The organism is Streptomyces sp. NPDC006368 (assembly GCF_040612535.1).
Classification (GTDB): Bacteria; Actinomycetota; Actinomycetes; order Streptomycetales; family Streptomycetaceae; genus Streptomyces.
This window is the reverse complement of sequence record NZ_JBEXQK010000052.1, coordinates 20,553-41,167: the sequence shown is the minus strand read 5'-3', so window position 1 is coordinate 41,167 and position 20,615 is coordinate 20,553. Positions and strand designations below refer to the sequence as shown.

Below are 20,615 nucleotides of genomic sequence, written 5' to 3'. Positions count from 1 at the left end.
GCGGAAGCGGCCGAGCCCGCGCGCCCGCGCCGTCGTGCCACGCGCAAGGCGACCGCGCCCACCGGTGCGCCGCAGAGCGCCGCCGAGGAGACCCCGGTGACGGCGGAGGCCCCGGCGACGCCGGAAACCGCCGAGGAGCCGGTCGAGCCCGCGCGTCCGCGCCGTCGTGCCACCCGCAAGGCCACCGCACCCGCCGGGCCGCCGAAGGCCGTGGAGGCGCCGGTGGAGCCCCAGGACGAGGCGAGCCAGGACGAGGCGCCGGTCGCCGAGGCCGCGGTCGCCGACAGCCCGGTCGCCGAGGCCCCCGCCGAGGAGACCGCCCCTCCCGCCCGTACGCGCCGTCGCGCCACCCGTAAGGCCACCGCGCCCGCCGGACCCCCGAAGCCCGTCGAGGCGCCCGCCGAGGAGGCCCGGGTCGAGGCCGCCGCCGACGCGCCCGCCGCCGCCCCCGAGCCGGCCGTCGCCGTCGAGGAGCCGGCCACGGAGGCCGCGCCGCGTGGGCGCACCCGCCGCCGTGCCACCCGTCAGGCCACCGCGCCCGCCGGAGCCCCGCAGGTCCAGGACGGGGAAGCCGCCGCCGCGGAGGAGGGCGAGAGCCTGCCCGCCGCCGCCGTCGCGCAGATCGCCGCCGACGAGGAGCAGGTCGCCGCCGCCGAGAAGGCCGCGTCCCGTGGCCGTACGCGCAGCCGGGCCGCCGCCCCGGAGTTCACCACCCAGCCGGAGCAGAAGCCGAAGCCGGAGCGCCGCCGCGCCGCGCGGCCCGCCGTGGCCGTGTTCCAGGCCCCGGTCTTCCACGAGCCGATGTTCCAGACGCCGGAGACCGCCGCCGCTGCCGCAGCCGCCGAGGCCGCGCAGGAGGAGGACGAGGTCACCGAGGCCGTCGCGCCGGTCGAGGCCGCCGAGCCGGCCGAGACCGGCGGTGGCCGTCGCCGCCGTCGCCGCCGCGGCGAGACCGCCGAGCGCGTCGAGCGCCCCGAGCGTGTCGAGCGCGTCGAGGCTCCCGTCACCGTTGAGGCGGCGGAGCCCGAGGAGGCGGACGAGGTCATTGAGGCCGAGGCCGAGGGCGTCGAGGAGGGCGAGGAGTTCGAGGACCGGCCGTCCCGTCGCCGCCGCCGCGGTGGCCGTCGTCGCCGTCGTGGCGAGACCGCCGAGAGCGACGGCGCCGAGGACACCGCCGCCCACGACGAGGAAGAGCCCGACGAGCACGAGACGGACGACGAGCAGGACGACGACGGCGACGAGGGCGACGAGCACGACACCGCCACCCCGTCCGCCGCCGGCACCAGCAGCTCGCGCCGCCGTCGCCGCCGTCGCCGCCGCAGTGGTGACGCGTCCGCCGAGACCGAGCCGGCGGCGGCTGCCGAGGAGGACGGCGTCCGTACGGTCGTCAAGGTCCGCGAGCCGCGTCCCGCGCGCGAGAAGGCCGAGCCGTCCGACGAGGTGCAGTCCATCAAGGGCTCGACCCGCCTGGAGGCGAAGAAGCAGCGCCGCCGCGAGGGCCGCGAGCAGGGTCGCCGCCGCGTGCCGATCATCACCGAGGCCGAGTTCCTGGCCCGTCGCGAGGCCGTCGAGCGGGTGATGGTCGTCCGCCAGAGCGGCGAGCGCACCCAGATCGGCGTGCTCGAGGACAACGTGCTCGTCGAGCACTACGTCAACAAGGAGCAGGCCACCAGCTATGTCGGCAACGTCTACCTGGGCAAGGTCCAGAACGTCCTGCCGTCCATGGAGGCCGCCTTCGTCGACATCGGCAAGGGCCGCAACGCCGTCCTGTACGCCGGTGAGGTGAACTTCGAGGCGCTCGGCATGGGCAACGGGCCGCGCCGTATCGAGACCGCGCTCAAGTCCGGCCAGTCCGTCCTCGTCCAGGTGACGAAGGACCCGATCGGCCACAAGGGCGCCCGCCTCACCAGCCAGGTGTCGCTGCCCGGCCGCTACCTGGTGTACGTGCCCGAGGGCTCGATGACCGGCATCAGCCGCAAGCTGCCCGACACCGAGCGCGCCCGGCTGAAGACCATCCTCAAGAAGATCGTCCCCGAGGACGCGGGCGTCATCGTGCGCACCGCCGCCGAGGGCGCGAGCGAGGACGAGCTGCGCCGTGACGTCGAGCGGCTCCAGGAGCAGTGGGAGGAGATCCAGCGGAAGGCGAAGAGCGGCAACGCCCCGACCCTTCTCTACGGTGAGCCGGACATGACCGTCCGGGTCGTCCGCGACATCTTCAACGAGGACTTCTCCAAGGTCATCGTCAGCGGTGACGAGGCGTGGCAGACCATCCACGGGTACGTGTCGCACGTCGCGCCGGACCTGACGGACCGGCTGCAGCGCTGGACGTCCGAGGTGGACGTCTTCGCGTCGTACCGGATCGACGAGCAGCTGATGAAGGCGCTGGACCGCAAGGTCTGGCTGCCGAGCGGCGGTTCGCTGGTGATCGACAAGACCGAGGCCATGATCGTGGTCGACGTCAACACCGGCAAGTTCACCGGTCAGGGCGGCAACCTCGAGGAGACCGTCACCAGGAACAACCTGGAGGCGGCCGAGGAGATCGTGCGCCAGCTGCGCCTGCGCGACCTGGGCGGCATCGTCGTCATCGACTTCATCGACATGGTGCTGGAGTCCAACCGGGACCTGGTGCTGCGGCGCCTGCTGGAGTGCCTGGGCCGGGACCGTACGAAGCACCAGGTGGCCGAGGTCACCTCGCTGGGCCTGGTCCAGATGACCCGCAAGCGGGTGGGCCAGGGTCTGCTGGAGTCCTTCTCCGAGACCTGCGTCCACTGCAACGGCCGGGGCGTCATCGTCCACATGGAGCAGCCGGCGACCGCGGGTGGCGGCGGCAACGGCGGCAAGCGGGCCAAGAAGCGCGCCCGCGCGGCCGAGGCCGAGCACGCCGAGCACTTCGAGGCGGCGTCCGTCGATGCGGAGACCGAGGCCGAGCTGGAGACCGAGGTGGAGACCGAGGCCGAGGTGGCGGCGGAGATCGCCGCTCCGGTGGCGGTGGAGGAGCCCGCGTTCCGTCCGGACGAGGAGCTGTACTCCAGCGTCGCGGAGGCCGAGGCCGCCGCGTCCCGTGGGCGTGGCCGTCGCCGGGCGACCCGTAAGGCGACCGCCCCGGTGGGCGCGCCGCGCGCCGCCGAGGAGCCCGCGCCGCAGCCGGCCGTGGCCGAGGTGGCCCCGGAGGCCATCGAGGTGGAGGCGGTTCCCGCCCTCGCCCTCGCGGAGGAGGAGGCGGCCCCCAAGGGTCGTACCCGCCGTCGCGCCACCCGGAAGGCGACCGCCCCGGCGGGCCCGCCGAAGCCGGTCGAGACGCCCGTGTCCGAGGCCCCCGCCGCGCCCGCGGCCGAGGCCCCGGTACCGGTCGCCGAGCCCGAGGCCCCGGCGCCCGCCGCCCCCGAGCCTGTGCGGCCGGCCGCCGCCGAGGAGGCCCCCGTGGCCGCCCCGCCGCGCGCCCGTCGCCGGGTGGTCCGCAAGGTCACCGCTCCCGCGGGCTCCCCGTCGGGCGCCGAGGAAGCCGCGGTCGTCGTGGTGAAGGCCGCCCCGGCCGAGCCCGAGGCCCCCGCCCGGTCCGAGGCCCCGGCGGAGTCCGAGGCCCCGGCTCCGGAGGTGCCCGGGACGCCCGCGGAGTCCGAGGCCCCCGCCGAGGACGACGCCGCTCCGGCCAAGAAGGCGGCTCGCAAGACCGCCAAGAAGGCCACGGCCAAGAAGGCCGCCACCAAGAAGACGGCGGCTGCCAAGAAGACCGCGGCGAAGAAGACGACGGCCAAGAAGGCCGCCACCAAGAAGGCGGGTGCGGCCAAGAAGACCGCCGCGTCCGAGCAGTAGGGGCGGCGGCCGGCCGTGACCACCGTCACGGTGAGCCGATGGTCGTGAATCGGCCATCGGTGACGGCTGAACAGCTGGTGAGCATCGCCGGAACGTTCCGTGTTCCGCCCCGGGATTACCCGGGGCGGAGCCGGGATTTTGTTTCGGAATCGATGCCTCCCACCGTTAACGGGCCCGAAATTGACTAGGAAATTCCTGATAATGTGACGCCGGTTGCTGCCGTGGGCGGGCCCCGCCCGGAGACTACGGCCGGTGACCGACCCGGTTCCGGGACAACCGGTCCCAGCAATCCTCGGTAGGGCGTCGGCATCGCGCCGGAGGGGTACGCGCGGCCTCGAGAGACGTCCGCACACCCCAGACCTCTGCCACAAAGAGCTCTTGCGGTGTTCAAGGAGGACTCCATGCCGAGCATCAACGAGCAGCCCATCCCCGCTGCCCGCCCGGTCATCGGTGAAGAAGAGATCGAGGCCGCCGTACGCGTACTGCGCACCGGCCGCGTCGTGCAGGGACCCGAGGTGGCCGCCTTCGAGGAGGAATTCTCCGCGCTGGTCGACGGCCGCCACTGTGTTGCCGTCAACTCCGGCACCTCCGCGCTGCACCTTCTTCTGATGGCCATGAACATCGGCCCCGGCGACGAGGTGATCGTCCCGTCCTTCTCCTTCGCCGCCTCGGCGAACGCGGTCCGCCTGGTCGGCGCCGACGTCGTCTTCGCCGACATCGAGCCCGGCAGCTTCAACCTGGACCCGGCCGCCGTCGAGGCCGCGATCACCCCGCGCACCGCCGCGATCATGCCGGTCCACCTGTACGGCCACCCCGCCGCGATGGACAAGATCATGGCGATCGCCGAGAAGCACAAGCTGGCGGTCGTCGAGGACGCCTGCCAGGCGCACGCCGCGGCCCTGAACGGCACCCCGGTCGGCGCCTTCGGCACCGGCGGCACGTTCAGCTTCTACCCGACGAAGAACATGCACTCCCTCGAGGGCGGCATGGTCTCCACCGGGGACGCCGAGATCGCCCGCACCCTGCGCCTGCTGCGCAACCAGGGCATGGAGCAGCGGTACGCCAACGAGATCGTCGGCGCCAACATGCGCATGACGGACGTCTCCGCCGCCGTGGGCCGCGTCCAGCTGTCCAAGCTCCAGGGCTGGACCGAGCAGCGCATCGCCAACGCCGCGTACCTCTCCGAGCACATCTCCGCGCCGGGCGTCGTGACCCCGCCCGTCGCCGAGGGCGCGCGGCACATCTACCACCAGTACACGGTCCGTGTGCAGGCCGGTGACCGCGACGCCGTGATGGCGAAGCTGACCGAGGCGGGCATCGGCAACGCCGTGTACTACCCGACCCCGATCCACCGTCTGAAGCCCTACTGGGAGCCGGACCAGAAGGCCGGCCGCACCTGGGACCTTCCCGAGACGGAGAAGGCCGCCGCCGAGGTCGTCTCGCTGCCCGTGCACCCCTCGCTGACCCAGAACGACCTTGAGCGCATCGTCACCGCCGTGAACGCGCTGGGAGAGAACCTGTGACTGCTGCTGGACTGCGGGCCGGTCTGATCGGCCTCGGCTCGATGGGACGCCACCACGCCCGCGTACTGGCCGGGCTGGACGGCGTACAGCTCGTCGGTGTCGTCGACCCCATGGGTGACAAGAACGGCTGGGCGCAGGGCGCGCCCGTCCTGTCGACCGTCGAGGAGCTGATCTCCCTCGGCGTCGACTACGCCGTCGTCGCCTGCCCGACCGCGCTGCACGAGGAAGTCGGCCTGAAGCTGGCGGAGGCGGGCGTCCACGCGCTCATCGAGAAGCCGGTCGCGGACACCGTCGAGGGCGCCCGCCGCCTCGTCGAGGCGTTCGAGGCGCGCGACCTGGTGGCCGGTGTCGGCCACATCGAGCGCTGCAACCCCGCGCTGCGCTCGCTGCGTTCGCGGCTGGAGGCCGGCGAGCTGGGCGACGTCTACCAGGTCGTCACCCGCCGCCAGGGCCCCTTCCCGCACCGCATCGCGGACGTCGGCGTGGTCAAGGACCTCGCCACCCACGACATCGACCTGACGGGCTGGGTGACCGGCCAGGAGTACACGTCGATCGCCGCCCACACGGTGTCCAAGTCGGGCCGCCCCCACGAGGACATGGTCTCCGCCGTGGGCCAGCTGTCCGACGGCACGATGGTCAACCACCTGGTGAACTGGCTCAGCCCCCTGAAGGAGCGATTCACCTCCGTCACCGGTGAGAAGGGCTGCTTCATCGCCGACACCCTCACCGCCGACCTCACCTTCTACTCCAACGCGGCCGTGGCGACCGAGTGGGAGGCGCTGCGCGCCTTCCGCGGTGTCTCCGAGGGCGACATGATCCGCTACGCGATCCCGAAGCGGGAGCCGCTCCTCGTCGAGCACGAGCTCTTCCGCGACGCGGTCCTCGGCGAGTCGCGGGACATCTGCACCCTGCGTCAGGGGCTGCGTACGGTGGAGGTGGCCGCCGCCGTCCTCGAGTCGGCCAACAGCGGCACCACGGTGCGGTTCGACGGCGTCGGCACGCCGACCGCCTGACCCCTCCGCGGCGGTGGGTGAGCCGCCAGCCCCTGGTCCCCGGTCTCGTCCCGCGACGAGGCCGGGGACGCCGAACTCCCACTTCCATCCGGAGGAAGTACGCAATGGAATCCCCTGCCCGTCGACCGCGGCTCGCGGTAATCGTCGCCAATGGCATCACTGGTGACTCGCGGGTCCAGAAGACGGCTGTCGCAGCGGCCCGCGACGGCTGGGACGTCACCCTGATCGGCCGGAGCGACACCAAGCGGGTGCAGCGCTCCAAGATGGGCCCGATCGACGTGGTGAGAGTCCCGGTGGATGCGGACTACCTCCGGTCGGTGAACGCGCACAAGCCCCATCCGCTGCGGGCCGCCGTCACCCAGTTCCGTCTCCACGACCAGGCCGCGCTGAAGCGCTACCGGGCCGCCTACCGGGCCTGGGACCGCGCGAAGTCCGCGGAGACCGCCTGGTCCGGCACGCCCCGCCGTACCTCCCTGAAGGTGCTGCTGCGGGCCCGCCGTGCCGTGCACCGGCTCCGCGTGCGCGCGTTCCAGTGGGAGCAGCGCCGCCGCCCCAAGACCCCGCAGCCGGTCGGTGCCTGGCACCGGGACTGGCCCCAGGTGGTCGACCTCGACCTGGCCTTCGGCCCGGTCATCGAGGAGCTCCGGCCGGACGTCATCCACGCCAACGACGCCACCATGATGGTGACCGCCGCGCGCAGCGCCGCGCGGCTGCGGGCGCGCGGCCACCGCTGTGTCTGGCTCTACGACGCACACGAGTACATCAAGGGCGTGGAGTGGCCCAACCCGCGCCAGGCCGCCGCGCTGCCGGCCCTGGAGGCCGACTTCATCCGCCGCGCCGACGCCGTGGTCACGGTCTCCACGCAGATGGCCGAGCTGCTCAAGGCCGACCACAGGCTGGGCAAGCTGCCGCTGGTGGTGGGGAATTCGCCGGTCCGCGAGGTGATCGGGTCCGGCAAGTCCCGGGCGTCGGTCCGTGAGGCGTGCAACCTCGGTCCCGACGTGCCGCTGATGGTGTACTCCGGCTGGATCGGCCCCGAGCGCGGCGTCGACGCGGTCATCGACGGGCTGCCCGAGCTGCCCGGCTTCCACCTCGCCCTGGTGGTCGGCCGGACGACCCCGCTGCTGGAGGAGCTGCTCGCCAGGGCGGTCGCCCTCGGCGTACGCGACCGGATCCACCTGGTGCCGTACGTGGCGCAGCACGAGGTCGCCGACTACCTGTCGTCCGCGGACCTGGGCCTGACGCCCTTCCGGCGCGTGCCCAACTGCGAGGTCTCGCTGCCGACGAAGGTCTCCGAGTACCTCCAGGCGGGTCTGCCGCTGGTGACCAGCGACGTGAAGGTCATCAAGGCGTACGTGGAGGAGCACCGCCTCGGTGAGGTCTTCACCTGGGACGACCCGCGGACCTTCGCCGGTGCGGCGTCCCGCGCCATGGAGGACCGCGTCCAGCTGGCGGCGAACATCACGGAGGAGGTCCGCACCGACCTCTCCTGGGAGCGGCAGAGCGCCCGGCTGCTGGAGCTGTACCGCGAGCTGTCCGGGAAGACCCCGCCCGGGCCGCGCCCCGAGCTGTCGTGGACGGTCCAGGAGACCCCCGGTGACGTCCGCGTGCCCACCGCCTCCGGTGAGGGCGGGACGATGAGCTGGCGACGGCTCGGCAGCACCCGCGTCAAGCTGGGCCTCGGCCCGGCCAACTACGCCGGCCAGGGAGCCGCGTACGCCCAGGCCATCACGCGGCTCAACCCGGACGTGTCCGTGGAAGTCGTGATGAACAAGCGCCCGGAGTCGTTCGACTACCCGGCGGACGTGTACGTCGACGCGACCCGGCTGACCGAACTGGACGTACAGCTCGAGCAGGTGCAGCGCGTCGTGGGCCGCTACACCCACCTGCTGGTCGACGCGTTCATGCCGGTCTTCGGCCTGCTCAACGGCGACTCCGTCGCCGGCGACCTGCCGGCGCTGAAGAAGGCCGGGATCAAGGTGGGTCTGCTGGCGCACGGCAGCGACATCCGCGACCCGGAGAAGCACCTGGAGCGGCACGAGTTCTCGCTGTTCCGGGACGCCCCCAAGGGCATCGCGCCCAAGCTGCAGGCCAAGGCGCGGCGCAACCGGCGGATCGCGGAGGACAGCGGGCTGCCGCTGTTCGTGACGACCCCCGATCTGCTCGACGACCTGCCGACCGCCACCTGGACGCCGCTCGTCGTGGACGTCGCCGCCTGGGCCACCGACGCCCCGGTGATGGAGCGCAAGCGGCCCATCGTCATGCACGCGCCGTCCAAGCGCTGGACCAAGGGGACGGACCGCGTCATGCCGGTCCTCACCGAGCTCCACGACAAGGGCCTCATCGACTTCCGGCTGGCCGAAGGCATCCCCTGGGCCGAGATGCGCGACCTGGTCAAGGAGTGCGACCTCGTACTGGACCAGTTCACCACCGGTAGTTACGGCACCTTCGCGGTCGAGGCCATGGCCGCGGGCAAGCCCGTCGTCGGCTACATCAGCGAGCAGGTGAAGGCCGCCACGGACGGCGCCCTGCCGATCGTGAGCGCCACCCCGCACACCCTGCGCGAGGTGCTGGAGTCGCTGGTCGGGGAGCGGGAGAAGACGGCCAGGATCGGCCGGGACTCCGTGGACTTCGCGCACATGTACCACGATGGAGCCTGGACCGCGCAGGTCCTGAGCGGCTTCCTCAAGTGATCGGTCCGGAAAGGCTGACGATGGAAACGCAGAGCGCCGACGCTCCCCGGCCCACCAAGGGACGCGTCGTCATGCTCGTCGACAACAAGGTCGAGGGCGACTCCCGCGTGCAGAAGGCGGCCCAGTCCGCCGCCGCGGCCGGCTGGGACGTGGTCCTGCTCGGGCTGGTGCGTGCCGGCAAGGGCCGCAGCTGGAAGCTGGGCGAGGCCGAGGTGCGCCTGCTGCCGCTGAAGACCCCGCTGGCCAAGCGGCACGCCGAGCGGCACCGCTCACCGCTGCGCCGTCCGCTCGCCTACCCGCCCGGTCCGCTCGCCGCCTACCGGCGCCAGTGGGTGAAGGCGTGGCGCGCCGATGTCGCCACCCGGCGGGCGGCGCTGCGGGTCGCACCGCAGGCCGTCGGCTCTCCGCTGTTCCGCAGGACGGAGGCGGCCCGGCTGCTCGTCGCCGGTCCGGCCTCCAGGTTCATGCTCCGCTGGGTGTCGTTCCGGTCCCGCCAGACCAGCGCCGCCCAGAAGGCGGGCCGCCGGCTGAACGGTCCGCTGGACCGGGCGTTCACGGCCGTCTGGAGGGCCGCGAAGGGCAACCGCGCCTGGCGCAGGCTGGAACCGGGCCTGTGGGACTACGAGTTGACCTACGGCAAGGAGATCGACGCCCTCAAGCCCGATCTCATCCACGCCAACGACTTCCGCATGCTGGGCGTCGGCGCCCGCGCCGCGGTCCGGGCGAGGGCGGCCGGACGTGACGTCAAACTGGTGTGGGACGCCCACGAGTTCCTGCCGGGGGTGCGCCCCTGGGAGGACAACGCCCGCTGGATCCCCGGCAACACCGCCCACGAGAGCGAGTACGCCCCGTACGCCGACGCCGTCGTCACGGTCTCCGAGGGGCTGGCCGATCTGCTGCGTGAGCGCCACGGACTGCGCGAGCAGCCCACGGTGGTGCTCAACGCCCCCGACAAGCCGGTCGAGTCGGACGCCCTCGTGGGCGACGGCGAGCCGGCGCCGGACCTGCGGGAGCTGTGCGGCATCGGCCCGGACGTACCGCTGATCGTCTACAGCGGTTCCCCCGGCCCCCAGCGCGGCCTCGGTGACATGGTGGAGGCGCTGCCGAAGCTGGAGGGCGTGCACATCGCGTTCGTGGTCCCCAGCCCGGCCGCCGGGTACATCCAGGGTCTGCTCAGGCGTGCCGAGGAGCTGGGCGCGGGCGACCGGGTGCACGCCGTCCCGTACGTGCCGCACTGGCAGGTCGTCCGCTTCCTGGCCTCCGCCGACGTGGGCTGCATCCCGATCCACCACTGGCCGAACCACGAGATCGCGCTGATCACGAAGTTCTTCGAGTACTCGCACGCCCGGCTGCCGCTGGTCGTCAGCGACGTGAAGACCATGTCCGAGGTCACCCGCGCCACCGGGCAGGGCGAGGTCTTCACCGCCGAGGACACCGACGACTTCGTCCGCGCGGTGAAGGCCGTGCTGGCCGACCCGGAGAAGTACAAGGCCGCCTACGACAAGCCGGGTCTCCTCGACACGTGGACGTGGGAGGCGCAGGCCGAGGTGCTCGACGCGCTCTACACCCGGCTGGTCTCCTCCGACACCCCAGGGGCCGGAGCGTGACGACCACCCCTGACGTCAGTGTCGTCGTCGCCGTCTACAACACGATGCCCTACCTGACCGAGTGCCTGAACTCACTCGTCAACCAGAGCATCGGGCGGGAGCGGCTGGAGATCGTCGCGGTCGACGACGGCTCCACGGACGACAGCGGCCAGGAGCTCGACCGGTTCGCCGAGCTCTACCCGGGCACCGTCAAGGTGATCCACCAGGAGAACTCCGGCGGCCCGGCGGCACCGAGCAACCGGGCGCTCGACGTGGCCACCGGCCGCTTCGTGTACTTCATCGGCTCCGACGACTACCTCGGTGAGGAAGCGCTGGAGCGGATGGTGGCCGCCGCCGACGAGCACGGCTCGGACGTCGTGGTCGGCAAGATGGTCGGCACCAACGGGCGCTACGTCCACCAGGCGCTCTACAAGAAGAGCGACCCGGACGTCAGCCTGTACGACTCGGCGCTGCCCTTCACGCTGGCCAACACCAAGCTGTTCCGGCGCGAGCTGGTGGAGCAGCACAAGCTGCGCTTCCCCGAGGACATGCCGGTCGGCTCGGACCAGCCGTTCACGATCGAGGCGTGCGTCCGGGCCCGAAGGATCTCGGTCGTCGCCGACTACACCTGCTACTACGCGGTCAAGCGCGGCGACGCGTCGAACATCACGTACCGCGCCAACCACCTGGCCCGCCTCCACTGCGTGAGCGAGATCATGCGCCGCGCGGCCGAGCTGATCGAGGCCGGGCCGAAGCGTGACGCCGTCTTCCAGCGCCACTTCACCTGGGAGCTCGCCAAGCTGATCCAGGAGGACTTCCCGTCCCTGGACCGCGAGACGCGGCGCGAGGTGTGCGCCGGGATAGCCCGGCTGGCCGACGCGTACTTCACCGACGCGATCCGCGACAAACTGGATGTGAAGCGGCGCGTACGCATCGGGCTCGCCCAGCGCGGTGCCGTCGACGAGCTGGTGCGCGCCATCGCCGACGAGACGGAGCACGGCCCTCCGCCGTTCCTGCTGGAGAACGGCCGCGCCTTCGCCCGCTACCCCGGCTTCCGGGATGACCGCCTGGGCCTGCCCGACCGGCTCTTCGAGGTCATCGCCGAAGCAGTCCCCAGGCAGCTGGCCGCCGGTACGGAGCTCGTCTCGGCCGACTGGGACCAGGACGGCGAGCACCTGGCCGTCCGCCTCGCGGTACGGATCCCGGTCACCGGCGAGACCGGCTCGGCCGTGATCCGGCTGGCGGCCAAGGCGATGCCCAAGAGCGCCGACAAGCCCGGTGCCCGCCGGCTGCCGGCGGACACCGCCCTGGCGGAGCCCGTCGGTGAGCTGACCCGGGAGGAGACGGCGGACGGCACCGGTACGGTGCTGCGGGCCCGTGTCCCGGTCGAGCCGCAGCGGGCCACGCGCGGCGTCCGCGTCTACGTGGACGTGGCAGGCTCTATGTATGAGATCCCGGTACCGGTCGGTGGCCTGCCGCTGCCCCTGGCCCGGCGCTGGCGGGAGATGGTCCCGTACCGGGCCTCCGCCAACGCCAACCCCAAGGGACGGCTGGTGATCACCACGGCTCCGCTCTGGGAGCCTGCGCTCGGCGTGGGCAAGCGACTGCGCCAAACGATGTCCCGTGTGAAGAGGAAACTGACCCGATGAATATCTGTGTAGTCGCGCTCGGCAAGATCGGCCTCCCGCTCGCCGTGCAGTTCGCCGTCAAGGGCCACAAGGTCATCGGCGCCGACGTCAACGAGAAGGTCGTCGAGCTGGTCAACGCCGGCACCGAGCCCTTCCCGGGTGAGCACGACCTGGACCGGCTGCTCAAGCAGACCGTCGGCGCCGGGCTGCTGTCCGCGACCACCGACACCACCGCCGCCGTCGCCCAGTCCGACGCCGTCGTCGTCGTCGTCCCGCTCTTCGTGGACGCCGAGGGCACCCCGGACTTCGGCTGGATGGACGCCGCGACCAGGGCGATCGCCAAGGGCCTCAAGCCCGGCACCCTCGTCTCGTACGAGACGACCCTGCCGGTCGGCACGACCCGCACCCGCTGGGCGCCGATGCTGGAGGAGGGCTCCGGCCTGACCGCCGGCGAGGACTTCCACCTGGTGTTCTCCCCGGAGCGCGTCCTCACCGGCCGTGTCTTCGCCGACCTGCGCCGCTACCCCAAGCTGGTCGGCGGCATCGACGAGGCGTCCGCCGCCCGCGGTGTGGAGTTCTACGAGCAGGTGCTCGACTTCGACGAGCGCGAGGACCTGCCGCGCCCCAACGGCGTGTGGGACCTGGGCACCGCGGAGGCCTCCGAGCTGGCCAAGCTGGCCGAGACCACGTACCGCGACGTCAACATCGGCCTGGCGAACCAGTTCGCCCGCTTCGCCGACAAGAACGGCATCGACGTCAAGAAGGTCATCGAGGCCTGCAACTCCCAGCCGTACAGCCACATCCACCAGCCGGGCATCGCCGTCGGCGGCCACTGCATCCCGATCTACCCGCGGATGTACCTGTGGAACGACCCGGAGGCGACCGTCGTGCGCTCGGCGCGTGAGGCCAACGCCGCGATGCCGGAGTACGCCGTCGACCTGCTGGCCGCCGCCTACGGCGACCTGAAGGACGTCCACGTGCTCGTGCTGGGCGCCGCCTACCGCGGTGGCGTCAAGGAGACCGCGTTCTCCGGCGTCTTCGGCGTCGTCGAGGCGCTCAAGGCGCGCGGCGCGGTGCCGTTCGTCTCCGACCCGATGTACACGGCCGAGGAGCTGGCCGCGCACGGCCTGGCCCCGCACCGGGGCGAGAAGGTCACCGCCGCGATCCTCCAGGCCGACCACGCCGAGTACCGCGAGCTGGCCGCCTCCGACCTGCCGGACGTCACCGTCCTGGTCGACGGCCGCCGCACCACCGACCCGGCCCGCTGGCAGGGCGTCCGCCGCGTCGTCATCGGCGGCTGACCGGCCGCTCCCGGCACACACGAAGGGCCTCTCCCCGCGATGCGGGGGGAGGCCCTTGTCGTACGCGCCGATCCGGTCAGTGGGCGGTCTTCGCCGCCCGGGCGCGCGACTCCTTGTCCAGGGCGTTGCGCAGCCACCGCTGGGACGGCCGCTCCACGAAGCGCTGCACCAGCCAGGAGGCGACGATGAGCGCGCCGGTGGTGAGGAGCAGCGTGGGCCAGGCGCCCAGGTGCCCGTAGAGCCGGCGGATCATGGCCCAGCCCAGCTCTTCGTGGAGGAGGTACAGCGGGTAGACCAGGGCGCCCGCGGTGGAGAGCCACTTCCAGTTCACCCGGTCCAGCTTGTGCAGCGCCACGGCGAGCACCAGCAGGTAGAAGAGGGTCACCAGGGCCAGCGCGATGTACGGGTCGCGGTCCATGCCCTTGTCGTGCCGCAGGTGGTCGGCGTGCTCGACCAGGTCGCTCTGCATCACCAGCCAGCTCGCCCCCAGCAGGCCCCACAGCTTGAGGTCCGGGCCGAACCGGTACATCAGGTACATCGCGATGCCCGCCACGAACAGGGCCGTGTTGAGGGGCTGGGCGAAGATGCCCAGCAGCGGCACGTCCTGGTCCTGCTGCGCCAGCACGCAGGCCAGCAGCCACACCCAGCAGAAGACGGAGACGCGCTGGTAGTCCAGGCCCTTCCAGACCACGACCAGGAAGACCAGGTAGAAGGTGAGCTCGACCCACAGCGTCCAGTAGGCGCCGACCAGGTGCTGCGCCGACAGCGGCACCTGGAACATCGTCAGGTTGGTGAGGGAGTCACTGACGCTCGGTATCTTCCGCTGGCCGTCCGGGATGGCCCGCCACACCAGGAAGGCGAGGACCACCGAGAACCAGTACGCCGGGAAGAGCCGCAGGAACCGCGCCCGGACGAACTGCCCCGGCGTGCGGCCCCAGGCGGAGAGGCAGATGACGAAACCGCTGATGATGAAGAAGAGCTGCACACCGTACGAGCCGTACGACGTCACCGGGAAGAGGCCAGGGAACAACTCCTTGGGGTTCACACCCCAGTTGGCCTTCGTGGCCGCGTCGACACCGGTGAAGTGGAACGCCAGGACGGACAGGGCGGCCACCACCCGCAGGGCGTCCAGCGCGTAGAGCCGCGGCGGCGGGCCGGCGGCGCGGGCCTGCGGCGGCGGCGCGGCCGCGACGGTGGTCTCCGCCCGGCCGGGAGCCTGGACGTCGGTCTGGGACATGTCGCCTCGCTTGCGTCGGGCGCCGGTGAACCCGGTCATCGTATGCGTCCGAAAGGGGGAAGGGGGCCGGTGGCCCGGCCCCCTCGGATCGTGTGAATCGTCCACCGGGTGGCGTCAGCCGGCCTCGGTGGCCTCGACGAGCGTGCCGTCGGCGGTCTCGCGGTACAGCTCACCGGTGCGCGGGCACTCCCAGACCCCGTCCTCACCGGCGCGCTCCACCAACTTCACACCGGTCCGGCCGACCCAGCCGACGCGCCGCGCGGGTACGCCGACGACCAGCGCGAAGTCCGGCACGTCCTTGGTGACGACGGCGCCGGCCGCGACCATCGCCCAGCGGCCGATCCGCACCGGCGCGACACACACCGAGCGCGCGCCGAGCGAGGCGCCCTCGGCCACCGTGACGCCGACCGCCTCCCAGTCACCGCCGCGCTTCTGGTTGCCCTCGGGGTCGACCGAGCGGGGGTTGTGGTCGTTGGTGAGGACGACGGCCGGGCCCACGAACACCCCGTCGGCGAGCTCGGCGGGCTCGTACACGAGGGCGTAGTTCTGGATCTTGACGTTGTCGCCGATCCGGACGCCCGTACCGATGTACGCGCCGCGCCCGACCACGCAGCCCTCGCCGAGGCGCGCCTTCTCGCGGATCTGGGCGAGCTCCCAGACGCTGCTGCCGGCTCCGATCTCGGCGGTCTCGTCGACCTGCGCGGTGGGCTGGACCCTGTAGTTCACTCTGAATGCCTTTCGCCGTGCCTCTTCGCGAGGGTGAGCATACGTGGAGGCCCGGACCGGGCCGCGGGTCACGGGGAGAACCGCCAGACCAGCATCAGATAGGTCCCGTAGGCGGTGGAAAGGAGCGTGCCCGCCCCGAGCAGCGTGCACATGACCGCGGGCCGGGCCGCCGCGAGGGCGCGCGCCGCCGGGATGAGCAGCGGGAAGGCGGGGAGCAGGAAGCGCGCCTTGGAGTGGAAGTAGCCCGCGCCGCCCACCGCGATGAGCAGCAGGATCCCGGCGTAGATGAGCAGGGCGGGGTGCGTGCGCTGCTGGACGCAGACGACGAACATCACCACGGCGGCGATGACGGTCGCCGCGCCCACGGCGGTGTTCAGGTTGAGCGGCATCTTGAGGAAGATCTCGGCGATCCGGTGGAAGGTGAAGCCGCCCCCGTCGAAGGTGCTGCCCCACCGCTCCTGCAACTGGAAGTAGCCGCGCCAGTCGCCCGCCCGGTATCCGACCCAGCCGAACCAGGCGAACCAGCCCAGGGGCGCGACCACGACGGCGGCCAGCAGTGACGCGGTGCGATCCGGCGGGGCGGCGTCGGGTTCCCGACGGCGGCGGGCGACCAGGAGCGTCCACAGGGCGGTGAGCACGACCGCGGCCACGACGGCCGACCCGGAGGGACGGGTGAGGCCGGCGAGTGAGGCGAGCACCCCGGCGTACACCCACCGGCGGGTGACCGCCGCGAACAGCGCCCACGCGCACAGGGCGGTGAACACCGGCTCGGTGTACGCCATGGACTCGACCATGGCGTGCGGGGCGATGCCCCACAGGGCGGTGGCCACGACTCCGGCGCGACGGCCGGCGAGCCGCTCGACGACGGCGAAGATGCCCCACGCGGCGAGCAGCGAACCGGCTATGGAAATGCCCCAGGCCACCGTGGTGACGGGGAGGGGCAGCACCTCGGAGGCGCCGCGTATGAGCGCCGGGTACAGGGGGAAGAACGCGTACTTGCACAGCGGGCCCTGGACGGAGCAGCCCTCGGCCATGGGGGCCGCGTAACCGTACTGGGCGATGTGCACGTAATAGACGGTGTCGAACCGCGACGCCAGCAGCGTGCCGAGGCCTGTCCCGGCGTCGTCCGCCCGCGCAGCCACGGCGGCCACGCCCAGGAACCGGACGAGCGCGTAGACCGCCAGCGCGGGCCACGCGCGGGACAGGGCGCGGCCGACGCGGCCGACGAACCTCCCGGCGGGCGTTCCGGGGGAATGTGCCCGTCGGCGCCCATGACCGGCTCGCGGCCGGGCGGCCGGGGTCGTCGACGTCTGCAGTCCCGACATCTGGCGCTCTCTCTGCTGCGTGCTGCTGTGCTGCTGGGAGGTGGGAGGTGGGAGTACGTACGCGGTCGTCACCCTGCGCCCGCCATGGGTACGGGTACGGGCACGGGGCGTGCCGGACCGGCCGGACCCGGTACGAGCGTGCCGGATCAGCCGCGCCGTGGAAACAGGCGCCCGAGCCGGCCGGCCACACCCCAGGCGGTGACCCGCCACAGGGCCTCGATCACGATGGCGCGGCTCATCTTGCTGTCGCCGCGCTCCCGCTCGACGAAGGTGATCGGGACCTCCACCACGCGGAAGCCGGACTTCACCGTGCGCCAGGCGAGATCGACCTGGAAGCAGTAGCCCTGGGACGCGACCTGCTCCATGCCCAGCCCCTCCAGGGTGGTGCGCCGGAAGGCGCGGTAGCCGCCGGTGACGTCACGGATCGGCACGCCGAGCAGGAGGCGCGAGTACAGGCTGCCGCCCCGCGAGAGGATTTCGCGCGACTTCGGCCAGTTCACCACGCTGCCGCCGGGCACCCAGCGGGAACCGAGGACCAGGTCGGCACCGGGCAGCGCGTCGAGCAGCCGGGGGAGCTCCTCGGGGCGGTGGGAGCCGTCGGCGTCCATCTCGACCAGCACGTCGTAGCCGCGGTCCATGCCCCAGCGGAACCCGGCCAGGTAGGCGGCGCCGAGCCCTTCCTTGCCCTTGCGGTGCAGCACGTGGACGTGGTCGTCCGCGGCGGCGAGCTCGTCCGCGATCTTGCCGGTGCCGTCGGGGCTGTTGTCGTCGGCGACCAGGATGTGCGCGTCGGGCACCGAGGACCGCACGCGCGTCACGATCGGCGCGACGTTGTCGGCCTCGTTGTAGGTGGGAATGATCACGAGGACCGGGCCCGGGTTCTCCGGAGGCGTCCTCTGGCCGTCGCCGTTCACTGCTGCTTCACCTCTTGCTCGCACCAGCGCGTGGGGCGGCCGGACTGCTGGAGGGAGCATACGGCCTTGACCACGGGCGGCGGCGGGGTGGTGAGACGTCGCACACGGCCGGCGGCGTGGCCGCCCGGTTTGACCCTCCACCCCCGGCCCCGTAACCTTGACCGTCGGCGTGTTTCCATGCGCGCCAACTCCTGAGCACCTTCCTCCGGTGGGCCCCGGCCCGGGTCGGAGAGGCCGCTCATCCACCCGGAACAGTCACGGACCTCGCCGGTCCGTGCGAGCGGCTGGCATCAGGAGTTTCCGTTCACGAGCGAGGAGAGAACCGTGTACGCCATCGTGCGCAGCGGTGGTCGCCAGCACAAGGTTGCTGTCGGCGACATCGTTGAGGTTGACAAGATTTCCACTGCCAAGGTTGGCGACACGGTCGAGCTCTCGACCCTGCTCGTTGTCGACGGCGACTCCGTGACCAGCGACCCGTGGGTGCTGGCCGGCATCAAGGTCCAGGCCGAGGTCGTGGACCACCACAAGGGCGCCAAGATCGACATCCTGCGCTACAAGAACAAGACCGGCTACCGCCGCCGCCAGGGTCACCGTCAGCAGTACACGGCGATCAAGGTGACGGACATCCCCGCGGCTGCGAAGTAAGGGACTGAGGAGACATGGCACACAAGAAGGGCGCATCGTCCACCCGGAACGGTCGCGACTCCAACGCTCAGCGGCTCGGCGTGAAGCGCTTCGGCGGTCAGGTCGTCAACGCCGGTGAGATCCTGGTCCGCCAGCGTGGCACCCACTTCCACCCCGGTACGGGCGTGGGCCGTGGCGGCGACGACACGCTGTTCGCGCTGCAGGCCGGTGCGGTCGAGTTCGGTACGCACCGTGGCCGCAAGGTCGTGAACATCGTTCCGGCTGCCTAAGCCATTTTCGCGGAGGCGGACCTCACTTCCCGTACGGGAAGCGGGTCCGCCTTTCGCGTGTTACACCGAAGACATTTCCTACGTAACTGGAGGCACAGGACATGACCACCTTCGTGGACCGCGTCGAGCTGCATGTCGCCGCGGGTAACGGAGGCCACGGCTGTGCCTCCGTCCACCGCGAGAAGTTCAAGCCGCTCGGCGGCCCCGACGGGGGCAACGGCGGCCGCGGTGGCGATGTGATCCTGGTCGTCGACCAGTCGGTCACCACGCTGCTGGACTACCACCACTCGCCGCACCGCAAGGCGACGAACGGCAAGCCCGGCGAGGGCGGCAACCGGTCCGGCAAGGACGGCCAGGACCTGGTCCTGCCCGTGCCGAACGGCACGGTCGTCCTCGACAGGAACGGCGAGGTCCTCGCCGACCTGGTCGGACACGGCACGTCGTACGTCGCCGCCGAGGGCGGCCGGGGCGGGCTCGGCAACGCGGCGCTGGCCTCGGCCCGCCGCAAGGCGCCGGGCTTCGCGCTGCTGGGCGAGCCGGGCCGGTCGGGCGACATCGTCCTGGAGCTCAAGACCGTCGCCGACGTGGCCCTGGTCGGCTACCCGAGCGCCGGCAAGTCGTCCCTGATCTCCGTGCTGTCCGCGGCCAAGCCCAAGATCGCGGACTACCCCTTCACGACCCTCGTCCCGAACCTGGGCGTCGTCACCGCCGGCTCCACCGTCTACACGATCGCGGACGTCCCCGGCCTGATCCCGGGCGCCAGCCAGGGCCGCGGCCTCGGCCTGGAGTTCCTCCGCCACGTCGAGCGCTGCTCGGTGCTGGTGCACGTCCTGGACACGGCGACGCTGGAGTCCGACCGCGACCCGGTCTCCGACCTGGACGTCATCGAGGAGGAGCTGCGGCAGTACGGCGGCCTCGACGACCGCCCGCGCCTCGTCGTCCTCAACAAGATCGACATCCCGGACGGCAAGGACCTCGCGGAGATGATCCGCCCGGACCTGGAGGCGCGCGGCTACCGCGTCTTCGAGGTGTCGGCCGTCGCCCACCTGGGCCTGAAGGAGCTGTCCTTCGCGCTGGCCGAGATCGTGTCCAAGGCACGCGCGGCCAAGCCGAAGGAGGAGGCGACCCGGATCGTCATCCGCCCGAAGGCGGTCGACGACGCGGGCTTCACCGTCACGCGCGAGGAGGACGGGCTGTACCGGGTGCGCGGCGACAAGCCGGAGCGCTGGGTGCGCCAGACCGACTTCAACAACGACGAGGCCGTCGGCTACCTCGCCGACCGCCTCAACCGCCTCGGTGTCGAGGACGAGTTGATGAAGGCGGGCGCCCGCGCGGGCGACGGCGTCGCGATCGGCTCCGAGGACGACGCGGTCGTCTTCGACTGGGAGCCCACGATGATGGCGGGCGCCGAGATGCTCGGCCGCCGCGGCGAGGACCACCGGCTCGAGGCCCCGCGTCCCGCCGCCCAGCGCCGCAAGGACCGCGACGCGGAGCGTGACGAGGCGCAGCGCGAGTTCGAGGGCTTCGAGCCCTTCTAGTCCGGGAGGCCCGCCCCGTCCCGGGAGCCCTTCCGGTCCGGGGGTCCCTCTGGGCCGGGACCCCTTCCTCCGAGGACCCTCTCCAAGCACGGCACCTTCCGAGTCCGGGACCCCTTCCGAGCCCGGGGGTCTTCCGGTCCGGGGACCCCGCTCCTTCCGGTCCCGGAAGTCCTTCCCCGGCCAGCCCCTTCCCCGCGGCCACGCTCCCTCTCACACCACGTGGCCGGGTGCCTTCGGGCGCCCGGCCGCGTGGCGTCGGGCAGGCGTTCCACGGCTCCCGGCGCGGCGAGCCGGGCCTGGACCCCCGGGAAGGGTCCCCGTCCCGCCCCGGGGGTTGACAAGCGTGAAGCTCTACCCCATTCGCACACAACCAAATCCTCCGAACGGCCGTCTTGTTACCGGGG

At 72.1% G+C, this 20,615-nt stretch carries 14 protein-coding genes; 10 read left to right on the top strand and 4 right to left on the bottom strand.

What is annotated here, in order from left to right; all coding sequences use genetic code 11:
- The 7 genes from ABZZ38_RS27225 to ABZZ38_RS27195 form a co-directional block, all read left to right on the top strand.
- Nucleotides 1–3,813: Rne/Rng family ribonuclease (locus ABZZ38_RS27225; RefSeq protein WP_356744626.1), on the top strand; the 3,813-nt coding region annotated here is incomplete at its 5' end.
- Nucleotides 3,814–4,214: 401 nt separating this feature from the next.
- Entirely contained in the window at nt 4,215–5,336 is a 1,122-nt protein-coding gene (locus ABZZ38_RS27220; RefSeq protein WP_356744624.1) for a DegT/DnrJ/EryC1/StrS family aminotransferase, read from the top strand.
- Nucleotides 5,333–6,349 (top strand): Gfo/Idh/MocA family oxidoreductase, encoded by a 1,017-nt coding sequence (locus tag ABZZ38_RS27215; protein WP_356744622.1) that lies wholly within the window; start codon nt 5,333–5,335, stop codon nt 6,347–6,349. Before ABZZ38_RS27220 ends, ABZZ38_RS27215 begins: the two co-directional genes overlap by 4 nt.
- A 104-nt stretch (nt 6,350–6,453) precedes the next feature.
- Nucleotides 6,454–9,042 (top strand): glycosyltransferase, encoded by a 2,589-nt coding sequence (locus ABZZ38_RS27210; protein ID WP_356744620.1) that lies wholly within the window; start codon nt 6,454–6,456, stop codon nt 9,040–9,042.
- A 20-nt stretch (nt 9,043–9,062) separates the two neighbouring features.
- Nucleotides 9,063–10,649 carry a glycosyltransferase family 4 protein gene (locus ABZZ38_RS27205; protein WP_356744618.1) on the top strand — a complete coding sequence of 529 codons (1,587 nt, stop codon included), beginning with the start codon at nt 9,063–9,065 and terminating at the stop codon, nt 10,647–10,649.
- A complete protein-coding gene (locus ABZZ38_RS27200) occupies nt 10,646–12,277 on the top strand; it encodes a glycosyltransferase (RefSeq protein ID WP_356744616.1) in 1,632 nt (543 codons plus the stop codon). The genes ABZZ38_RS27205 and ABZZ38_RS27200 overlap by 4 nt, the downstream gene beginning before the upstream one ends.
- Entirely contained in the window at nt 12,274–13,557 is a 1,284-nt protein-coding gene (locus ABZZ38_RS27195) for a nucleotide sugar dehydrogenase (protein ID WP_356744614.1), read from the top strand. The genes ABZZ38_RS27200 and ABZZ38_RS27195 overlap by 4 nt, the downstream gene beginning before the upstream one ends.
- Before the next feature lie 76 nt (nt 13,558–13,633).
- On the opposite strand, the gene ABZZ38_RS27190 is transcribed toward ABZZ38_RS27195, so the two are convergent.
- The 4 genes from ABZZ38_RS27190 to ABZZ38_RS27175 form a co-directional block, all read right to left on the bottom strand.
- Nucleotides 13,634–14,794, bottom strand: coding sequence for an acyltransferase (locus tag ABZZ38_RS27190; RefSeq protein ID WP_356744612.1), 1,161 nt, complete (start codon nt 14,792–14,794; stop codon nt 13,634–13,636).
- A gap of 114 nt (nt 14,795–14,908) precedes the next feature.
- Entirely contained in the window at nt 14,909–15,520 is a 612-nt protein-coding gene (locus ABZZ38_RS27185; protein ID WP_356744610.1) for an acyltransferase, read from the bottom strand.
- Nucleotides 15,521–15,588: 68 nt separating this feature from the next.
- On the bottom strand, nt 15,589–16,845 hold the full coding sequence (locus ABZZ38_RS27180; protein WP_356744608.1) for a hypothetical protein: 1,257 nt from the start codon (nt 16,843–16,845) through the stop codon (nt 15,589–15,591).
- A 146-nt stretch (nt 16,846–16,991) separates the two neighbouring features.
- Nucleotides 16,992–17,759 carry a polyprenol monophosphomannose synthase gene (locus ABZZ38_RS27175; RefSeq protein ID WP_356744606.1) on the bottom strand — a complete coding sequence of 256 codons (768 nt, stop codon included), beginning with the start codon at nt 17,757–17,759 and terminating at the stop codon, nt 16,992–16,994.
- Nucleotides 17,760–18,083: 324 nt separating this feature from the next.
- Here ABZZ38_RS27175 and rplU point away from each other — a divergent pair, with 324 nt between their 5' ends.
- The 3 genes from rplU to obgE all read left to right on the top strand — a co-directional run bounded on the left by rplU (nt 18,084) and on the right by obgE (nt 20,211).
- Nucleotides 18,084–18,404 (top strand): 50S ribosomal protein L21, encoded by a 321-nt coding sequence (gene rplU / locus ABZZ38_RS27170; RefSeq protein ID WP_356744604.1) that lies wholly within the window; start codon nt 18,084–18,086, stop codon nt 18,402–18,404.
- Nucleotides 18,405–18,418: 14 nt separating this feature from the next.
- Nucleotides 18,419–18,673: a 50S ribosomal protein L27 gene (gene rpmA / locus ABZZ38_RS27165; protein WP_356744602.1), complete on the top strand. Its 255-nt coding sequence runs from the start codon at nt 18,419–18,421 to the stop codon at nt 18,671–18,673.
- 101 nt (nt 18,674–18,774) lie between these two features.
- Nucleotides 18,775–20,211, top strand: a complete 1,437-nt coding sequence (gene obgE, locus ABZZ38_RS27160) for a GTPase ObgE (RefSeq protein WP_356744600.1) — start codon at nt 18,775–18,777, stop codon at nt 20,209–20,211.
- Nucleotides 20,212–20,615: the final 404 nt, after the last annotated feature.

Coding starts and splice junctions, on each gene's coding strand:
- ABZZ38_RS27190 (WP_356744612.1), bottom strand. CDS start 14,794: ATGTCCCAGACCGACGTCCAGGCTCCCGGCCGGGCGGAGACCACCGTC.
- ABZZ38_RS27195 (WP_356744614.1), top strand. CDS start 12,274: ATGAATATCTGTGTAGTCGCGCTCGGCAAGATCGGCCTCCCGCTCGCC.
- obgE (WP_356744600.1), top strand. CDS start 18,775: ATGACCACCTTCGTGGACCGCGTCGAGCTGCATGTCGCCGCGGGTAAC.
- ABZZ38_RS27220 (WP_356744624.1), top strand. CDS start 4,215: ATGCCGAGCATCAACGAGCAGCCCATCCCCGCTGCCCGCCCGGTCATC.
- ABZZ38_RS27205 (WP_356744618.1), top strand. CDS start 9,063: ATGGAAACGCAGAGCGCCGACGCTCCCCGGCCCACCAAGGGACGCGTC.
- ABZZ38_RS27210 (WP_356744620.1), top strand. CDS start 6,454: ATGGAATCCCCTGCCCGTCGACCGCGGCTCGCGGTAATCGTCGCCAAT.
- rpmA (WP_356744602.1), top strand. CDS start 18,419: ATGGCACACAAGAAGGGCGCATCGTCCACCCGGAACGGTCGCGACTCC.
- ABZZ38_RS27180 (WP_356744608.1), bottom strand. CDS start 16,845: ATGTCGGGACTGCAGACGTCGACGACCCCGGCCGCCCGGCCGCGAGCC.